At 47.3% G+C, this 7,769-nt stretch carries 9 protein-coding genes; all 9 read left to right on the plus strand.

What is annotated here, in order from left to right:
* The coding region (locus OEM52_12225; GenBank protein MDK9700905.1) for an ROK family protein at positions 1 to 484 on the plus strand (484 nt) is incomplete at its 5' end.
* Between the two features lie 54 nt (positions 485 to 538).
* A complete protein-coding gene (locus OEM52_12230; protein MDK9700906.1) occupies positions 539 to 958 on the plus strand; it encodes a tetratricopeptide repeat protein in 420 nt (139 codons plus the stop codon).
* A gap of 197 nt (positions 959 to 1,155) precedes the next feature.
* A complete protein-coding gene (locus tag OEM52_12235; GenBank protein ID MDK9700907.1) occupies positions 1,156 to 2,145 on the plus strand; it encodes an AAA family ATPase in 990 nt (329 codons plus the stop codon).
* Complete coding sequence (locus OEM52_12240) at positions 2,142 to 3,020, plus strand: DUF58 domain-containing protein (GenBank protein ID MDK9700908.1); 879 nt, start codon at positions 2,142 to 2,144, stop codon at positions 3,018 to 3,020. Before OEM52_12235 ends, OEM52_12240 begins: the two co-directional genes overlap by 4 nt.
* Positions 3,017 to 4,159, plus strand: coding sequence for a hypothetical protein (locus OEM52_12245; GenBank protein ID MDK9700909.1), 1,143 nt, complete (start codon positions 3,017 to 3,019; stop codon positions 4,157 to 4,159). Before OEM52_12240 ends, OEM52_12245 begins: the two co-directional genes overlap by 4 nt.
* On the plus strand, positions 4,156 to 5,148 hold the full coding sequence (locus OEM52_12250) for a VWA domain-containing protein (GenBank protein ID MDK9700910.1): 993 nt from the start codon (positions 4,156 to 4,158) through the stop codon (positions 5,146 to 5,148). Before OEM52_12245 ends, OEM52_12250 begins: the two co-directional genes overlap by 4 nt.
* Positions 5,149 to 5,160: 12 nt before the next feature.
* Positions 5,161 to 6,219: a VWA domain-containing protein gene (locus OEM52_12255; protein ID MDK9700911.1), complete on the plus strand. Its 1,059-nt coding sequence runs from the start codon at positions 5,161 to 5,163 to the stop codon at positions 6,217 to 6,219.
* A complete protein-coding gene (locus OEM52_12260) occupies positions 6,216 to 6,614 on the plus strand; it encodes a tetratricopeptide repeat protein (protein ID MDK9700912.1) in 399 nt (132 codons plus the stop codon). The genes OEM52_12255 and OEM52_12260 overlap by 4 nt, the downstream gene beginning before the upstream one ends.
* Positions 6,615 to 6,868: 254 nt before the next feature.
* The coding region (locus OEM52_12265; GenBank protein ID MDK9700913.1) for a BatD family protein at positions 6,869 to 7,769 on the plus strand (901 nt) is incomplete at its 3' end.

The following is a 7,769-nucleotide window of genomic DNA, read 5'->3' on the forward strand; positions in this document are numbered from 1 at the left end:
AACTGGTGCCAAAGGCGGCGGCGCGGAATTGGGACACTATTGTATCGATCCCAACGGACCGCCCTGCAATTGCGGTTCCAATGGCTGTTTGGAAGTTTATACCGGGCGCGATGGGATTATTCGCCGTGGGGCTGAGAAACATCCCGGTCGAGCAAACTGGACACCCCTCGACTGGTCGAATGCTGCCGACAAAGGCGATTTCGATGCATTACAACTTTGGCACGAAACCGGGGTATATTTAGGTCTTGCATTGACCGCGTATGTGAATATCTTTCATCCGGAAAGAATAATCTTAGCGGGTGGAATCGCCCAAGCTGGTGAGAAGTTGTTCCAACCGATCCGGGAAACGGTCTTCCACCGGGCATTCCGCGGATTAGCTGACGGTTTGACAATCGTTCCCGCGGCAATTGGCGAATGGGCTGGTGCGGTCGGTGCGGCAATCCTCGCCGAGCGGGAACATAAAACAGTAGTTACGCGTAATTAAGTATTCATCGAACAAACGGAATCGCAATTCAATGTCGTCGAAAGGAAAGTAGCAATGAAGAACCTGCGTTCTATCTGGATGTTTGCAGCGATTGTTATGCTGATTGGTTGTGGTGGTGTGAAAGCGAATGAAGATGAGTTATTCAATACAGCTAAGCAGTTTCAGGAACAGGGAAAACAAACGGATGCCGTAGCGAAGTACGAAGAGTTGGTGAAAATTCATCCTTCCGGAAAGCGCGCTCCTAACGCCCAGTTTATGATTGGATTCCTCTATGCCAACGAGTTAAAACAACTCGATAAAGCGAAAACTGCTTATGAGAAATTCTTGAAAGACTACTCCGCGGTGAGTGACTCCGGGATTATCAAGTCGGCACAATGGGAACTGGAACACCTGGGCAAGGATATCAACGATATCGAGGAACTCAAGAAACTCGCGCCCACCGACACCACAAGTTCTGCCCCTGCCGGTAAGTAATCGATCAAATCGAATCGGTTAACGCTAGTATTCTTCACTGTTTGTTCGGGGCGTACCGGAAACGCCCCGATTCGTTATCCCGGTCGGGAACTTTTTCGTAGGTGATTCGTAGAATATTTCCGGAAACTGTTTTGCGTGACAGTAAAATGGCATTAGAAATCAAGTACACGAACAAAACCGTAAGGTAAACTGACGCTATGCACACTGATATTCGAGCAATCAACGAATTGATTCAACGGGAATCCGGCGGATTGGAGCGTATTCGCCGGGCGTTAGGTGAAGTAATAGTCGGGCAATCGACTTTGGTCGATCGAATGCTTATTGCTTTGTTATGCGATGGGCATTTGTTATTGGAAGGTGTCCCCGGATTGGCGAAAACGTTGGCGGCAAAAACCCTTGCCGCGGCAGTAAAAGCTCGTTTCCAACGGATTCAATTCACTCCCGACCTGTTGCCGGCAGACGTAACCGGTACTTTAATCTTTGACAGCAAAGATCAACGGTTCGTAACCCGTAAAGGTCCGATTTTTACAAACTTTATGCTGGCAGACGAAATCAATCGCGCTCCGGCAAAAGTTCAATCGGCGTTGCTGGAAGCGATGCAGGAACGTCAAGTCACCATTGGGGATGAGACCTATCCCTTACCTCAACCATTCTTAGTGATAGCGACGCAGAACCCCTTGGAGCAGGAAGGAACGTACCCCTTACCTGAAGCGCAGCTCGACCGGTTCTTGATGAAAGTTGTCCTCACCTATCCGACCCGGGAAGAGGAAAAGATAATTCTGCGCGACCAAATGCGTATCCTTTCTACCCACATCGAACCGGTTATTACCACCGATGAATTGATAAAGGTTCGAGATGCTTGTAATCACATCTACACGGACGAAAAAATAGAGAATTACGTCCTCGATATCGTGATTGCAACCCGCGATCCCATGGCTGCCGGCATCAAAGAATTGGAAGGAATGATTCGCTACGGGGCGTCCCCGCGTGCATCGATCTATTTGGTGGCTTGCGCACGTGCCCATGCCTTCCTGCAAAAGCGCGGTTATGTGTTACCGGAAGATGTCCGTGCCATTGGTGTGGACGTCTTGCGCCACCGTATCGGTCTGAGCTACGAAGCCGAGGCACAGGAATGGACACCGGATAAAGTGGTTAGAACCTTGTTTGACCGGATTATCGTACCGTGATTAACGCGAAAGAGTTATTGAAACGCGTACGGGAAGTCGAAATCCGGACGCGTGGCATTGTGCGGAATTCTTTTACCGGACAATACCATTCGGTATTCCGGGGACGTGGCGTTACGTTCCGAGAAGTCCGCGACTACGTACCCGGGGATGATATCCGTGATGTCGACTGGAATGTATCCGCGCGGATGAACCACCCTTATGTGAAAACCTTTGAAGAGGATCGTGAGCTAACGGTTCTTTTGTTAGTCGACGTATCGTCTTCCTTACAGTTTGGTACATCGAAGCAATGGAAATCCGAGATTGCTGCTGAAATTGCTGCGATACTTGCATTTTCCGCCATTCGTAATAACGATAAAGTTGGACTTCTCCTCTTTTCCGATCAAGTTGAACGGTATTTACCACCGAAGAAAGGCAGAAGCCACGCCTTTCGAGTTCTAACGGAATTAGTGGAGTTTGAACCGAAGCATGCTCGCACCGAATTGACATCTACTTTATTGTATGTCGACCGCATCCTTCGGCAACGTTCAATTCTCTTCCTGCTCTCCGATTTTCAGTCCGAAGGGTATTCCGATGCGTTGCGGAAAGTCGCTTCGCGCCACGATCTGGTCGCCGTCCATTTGTTAGATCAATGGGAAGAAAAACTTCCGAAACTCGGGTGGTTAAAGGTTTTTGATGCTGAAACCAAACAGGAGACATGGCTTAACACAAATAGTATTGATGTTCGTAATAAATGGAAGTCCGGCTTCCTAAAACAACGTGAATCAGTAGTAGAAACCCTCAAGAAAGCCAGGGTAGACCGTATCGAAGTGACGACCGATCAAGATGTAGTTCCGGTATTGACAAATTTCTTCCACCGCAGAGGACATCACCGATGATTCCTCGCAAAATAGTTCACAGTCGATTGTTGCTCGGTATCCTGTTATACTTGGGTATGCTGTTGCAGGCATCGTCGGCTTATGCACTCTCGGCAATGGCACGGGTATCCCGAACCTCGGCAACCGTCGCTGAAAGTTTGTCGATTTCCATTGAAGTACAAAATACTCCAGTCGGTATAACCCTTGAAGGTCCGTGGAATGGTACTGGGTGGGTAGCCCCCTTTGTATTGCTCCAAAGCTTGCCCCCTGTTCAAGAGGGAGGACTCTTCAAGTGGCAAGGAGTATTTGCCATTATCGACACCGGTGATCGGGTATTACCTGCGTTCGATATAATTTCGGTGAGTGGAAACGATACCCTTCACGCGAAAACCAATCCGATACCTATCTCAATTCGTTCAACCATCAAAGCCACTCCTGGGGATAACCTCGATACATTGCTGCAACCAGATCGGGCTCAAAAGTCAATTCCTCCATCTCTACTTGAATGGTTCCTTTGGGTAGGTTTACCAATTCTTATTGTAGGACTTTCTTATTTGTTATATCGATACATGAAGTATCGACAATCATTATTGCCACCACCACCGCCACCACCACCGCCATCTCCTGAGAAAGTAGCCTTTGAAAAGCTTTCAGTTATACGGACGGAAGCGAAATGGCAGCTTGGAGACATCAAGGGTTTCTCGACCGACTTGATTGAGACACTTAAAGAATATATCGAGCATCGCTTTAAGTATAACGCACTTGAAAAAACAACTTCTGAGTTGAGTGATCCGTCGGTCGGATCCACCTTAGGTGGCAATGAGCATCGGACATTTGTTTCACTGTTGAGCATCGCAGATGAGGTAAAATTTGCCCGTGGCGACTTAGCCGGAAATCGTTGTTTGGAAGGGATCAAACAGGCTGAGGATTTAGTAGGGATTTGGAGTATCCGTTGGCAGCAGGAGCAGGATCGTCTCCGACTGGAAGCCGAACGTAACCAACCGAAACAGACTGAGCATGTCGTTGTCGATGCAACACCACAATCAAACACGCTCAAACCGTTGGAGCCTTTGAAGCCACTTGATAAAACGAATACCAACACAAGTGTATTCAATGAGATAATGAAGGATGATTCCAATAGTAAGGAGCAAAAGCCATGATCCACTGGGATCAACCGGAAGCATTTCTGCTCTTTGTGCTGGTTGCGGCTTGGCTCTGGTTTGAGTGGCGGGTCGGAAGGTTTCGCGAACCTTCCCTCCGGGTACCGGCATTTCAGCCAATTCGTTCGATAGTGAATGGGAATAGTGATGCCGGTCGAAAGCTCATTTTATTTCTGCGAACCTTAGCGGTAATCGCCCTTGTACTTGCAATAGCACGACCACAAACAGTTTCGGGAGGCGAACGCTCCGAAACCGAAGGGGTCGATATTATTTTGGCAATCGATGTATCGGGATCGATGTTGTCGTTGGACTTCAAACCCCAAAATCGGTTGGAGGCGGCGAAAGAAGCGGCGAAGCAGTTTGTCGCCGGTCGACCGAACGACCGGGTCGGGTTGGTAGTCTTTTCCAAGGAAGCATATACCCAGTGCCCATTGACGACCGATCATGTTGTACTTAACAAAATGATCGATTTTACCAAAGTCCGTGAATTAGAAGAGGATGGAACCGCCATTGGTGCAGGTCTAACCGTGGCATTGGCGCGGTTGGAGACAAGTAAAGCCCCTTCCAAAATCATCATTTTGCTGACCGATGGTGTGAACAACCAAATGGTATTCCCTCCGATAGATGCCGCTGAGAAGGCAAAGCAGATGAATGTCAAAGTTTATACCGTTGGTGTCGGGAAAATGGGGGAAGCGCCATATCCCGTACCCACACCGATGGGAATTCAGATGATGATGGTCCCCGTTGAGATCGATGAAGTTTTGTTAAATCAAATAGCGGATCAAACCGGTGGTACCTATAATCGTGCTACCGATCCGAAGACCTTAAAAACGATTTATACGAAAATTGACCAGATGGAACGCTATAAAATTGAAGGTGTTAAGTGGCGTAGAGTCGAAGACCGCTTTCACTGGTTTGTTCTTATTGCTTTATTATTCTTGAGTATTGAATTGGCTCTCCGCTCCTCAATTTACCGGACAGCTCAGTAGAAGTATTGAAATATGTTACAGTTTGGTCACGAAATCCTTCTATATTTTCTTTGGCTACCGATTCTGGTTGGAATCGCCGGGTATTGGTGGCAGCTTCGTCAAAATAAGTATTTACAAGCGAATGTACCGTTAGCTGTTCGGTTGATCCCCGGTTGGCAGAGTAGAAAGTTCGGGTGGGAGTGGTTCTTACTTAGTGCGGGAATTGTATTTGTAATGATAGGTTGGTCTGACCCCAGGATGGGAACGAAAGTAGAGACCGTCGAACGGAAAGGGGCGGATGTTGTTGTCATCTTAGACCTTTCCAAATCCATGAATTGTGTCGATGTGTCTCCTAGCCGACTTGATCTCGCTAAGTATAAGTTAAATCGTTTACTGGACAAACTAACCAATGATCGTATCTCATTGGTGTTTGTCTCCAGTCGGCCATTCTTACAAATTCCTTTTACGATTGATGCAAGTATTGTTAGAACATGGCTCCAAGCTGCCGATACGGATGTTCTTCCGGGCGGTGGAACCGATATTGGCGGATCGTTGCTAATGGCTGCACAGCAATTTGAAGGCGATCCTGCTCGTGACCGGGGAGTTGTTCTGATAACCGATGGTGAAGACCATGAAGGATTGGTGGAAGAAGGTGTAAAGGAACTTAAGAAGGCTGGCGCTCGTCTTTATATCATCGGTGTTGGTACCCAACAAGGCGGTCCGATTCCCTTGAAAAATCGCCCCGGCCAATATAAAACCGACAACTCCGGTCAAATGGTCATTACGAAACTTACGGAAGGAAACCTCAAGCGAATCGCAGAGCAAACTAATGGGCAGTATTTGCGATGGAGGGGTGACGATGGCGATATCAATACCGTGTTTAATGGAATCACACAGTTAGACCGCCGGAAAGTTGGTGAAAAAGTCGTAACTGAGTATGTAAGCCGTGGGCTTTGGTTTGTTGCTATCGGTCTGCTTTTGCTATTGTTGGAACGCGTGTTACCCTTAGGAAGGAAGTATTCCTTGGAGCAATGGAGACAATTGTTAACGGGTAAAACCAAAGCGGGTTGGTGGAGTGAATCGCAACCATGAAGCGTAACATTCAAAGAATCTTCATCTTGAGTTTATTGTGTCTCCCACTAACTGGGGCATTTGCCGCGAGTGGTCGAAAATTAGTGAAAGATGCGAATAAACTTTATCAGAGCGATGATAGTGCAAAAGTTGCCGAAGCACTTGAAAAATACATGCAAGCAAGGGAATCCCGCAAGGATCGGTTTGAGATCCCCTTTAATATCGGCAAAACCTACTCCAAGTTAGGTCATGAGACGGAAGCTCAAACTTGGCTCGAAGAAGCAGCTCGGAGCACGGACAAAAAAGTGAAAGCCGACGCTAACTACCAGCTTGGTAACAACCAGTTTCGAAAGAAGAAATGGGATGAGGCAATCCGGTATTACACCGATGCATTGCGAAGCAATCCATCCGATTAAGCTGCCCGGAAAAATCTTGAGTTAGAGCTTTGGCAAAAAAGAGTACAGCCGCCGGATTCCTCGAAGAACGACCAAAATGAAGATGATAAGAAGCAAGAGGAAAAGCAGGATTCGACGCAACAACAGCAGCAACAGCCGCAACGCGATAAAATGTTAGAACAAGCACGGGAGCGGGAAGCCGAGACTCAACGGAAGTTGATGGAACGTCGTAACCAAGGTGAGCCAGGCGAACCACCTTCAGGAAAAGACTGGTGATGAAACGTTTGATACTACTCAAACTCCTATTTGCTACTCTTTTACTGACCGCTTCCAGCGGTTTTGCCGCTATAACTTTGCAATCGGAAGCATCAGTCGCGCAGATCGAACCGAATGGTGTTTTTGAGTGGCGGGTAACAGTATCAGGAGGTACGAAAACACCAAAAGTTAGTTTCGGTGTCTTTCAACTGGTGGGTGGTCCATCGACTTCGCAACAGATATCGTTTATCAATGGCTCGATGTCACAGTCGTTAGAGTTGGTCTACATCCTACGTGCTCCAAGTAATCCCGGCACATATGACCTTCCAGTCGCTACGCTCGAATCGGCTTCGACATCTAAACATACAATAACCGTGACTTCCCAAGGTGACAATTCCGTCCCTCCATCAAAAGCTCAACCGGGAAGGCAATCACCCCAAAATCAATCAACGGGAAATCGCGGTAACAATAACAATAACTTAGCTTGGATAGAAGTGTCTTCTTCCCCAAAAGAAGTATTTGTTGGCGACCGGGTACGTGTGACGTACCGAATATTCTTTTACCAAGCGCAAAACCTGCAAATCACCGATCTACCGCAAGGTGCCGGTTTTAGTCTAGATAATGCTAAGGAAATCAAACAATATAAAGTTGAACGGATGGAGCGTAACGGAAAACCGGTAAACTCCGCTGTTGTTTATGATGTTTGGATTACTCCGACCCGATCGGGAACCATCGAAGTCGAGCCACTGGAAGCGCAAATCGAAGTGCTACAGCAAGTACAACGAAGAAATAATCCAAATTCAATATTTAATGACCCCTTTTCGATGTTTAACGACCCGATGTTTAATTCGACAGTAGTACCGATAAAGGTTACTTCCTCAAAAGTGACAATTCAGGCAAAGCCATTGCCTGGTGGTAAGT

The sequence above is a fragment of the bacterium genome (assembly GCA_030247525.1).
In the GTDB taxonomy this organism is placed as follows: Bacteria; Electryoneota; JAOADG01; order JAOADG01; family JAOADG01; genus JAOTSC01.

What these genes read in the sequence shown, in the direction of transcription:
- OEM52_12230 (MDK9700906.1), top strand. Translation starts at nt 539, where the DNA reads ATGAAGAACCTGCGTTCTATCTGGATGTTTGCAGCGATTGTTATGCTG.
- OEM52_12255 (MDK9700911.1), top strand. Translation starts at nt 5,161, where the DNA reads ATGTTACAGTTTGGTCACGAAATCCTTCTATATTTTCTTTGGCTACCG.
- OEM52_12235 (MDK9700907.1), top strand. Translation starts at nt 1,156, where the DNA reads ATGCACACTGATATTCGAGCAATCAACGAATTGATTCAACGGGAATCC.
- OEM52_12250 (MDK9700910.1), top strand. Translation starts at nt 4,156, where the DNA reads ATGATCCACTGGGATCAACCGGAAGCATTTCTGCTCTTTGTGCTGGTT.
- OEM52_12260 (MDK9700912.1), top strand. Translation starts at nt 6,216, where the DNA reads ATGAAGCGTAACATTCAAAGAATCTTCATCTTGAGTTTATTGTGTCTC.
- OEM52_12245 (MDK9700909.1), top strand. Translation starts at nt 3,017, where the DNA reads ATGATTCCTCGCAAAATAGTTCACAGTCGATTGTTGCTCGGTATCCTG.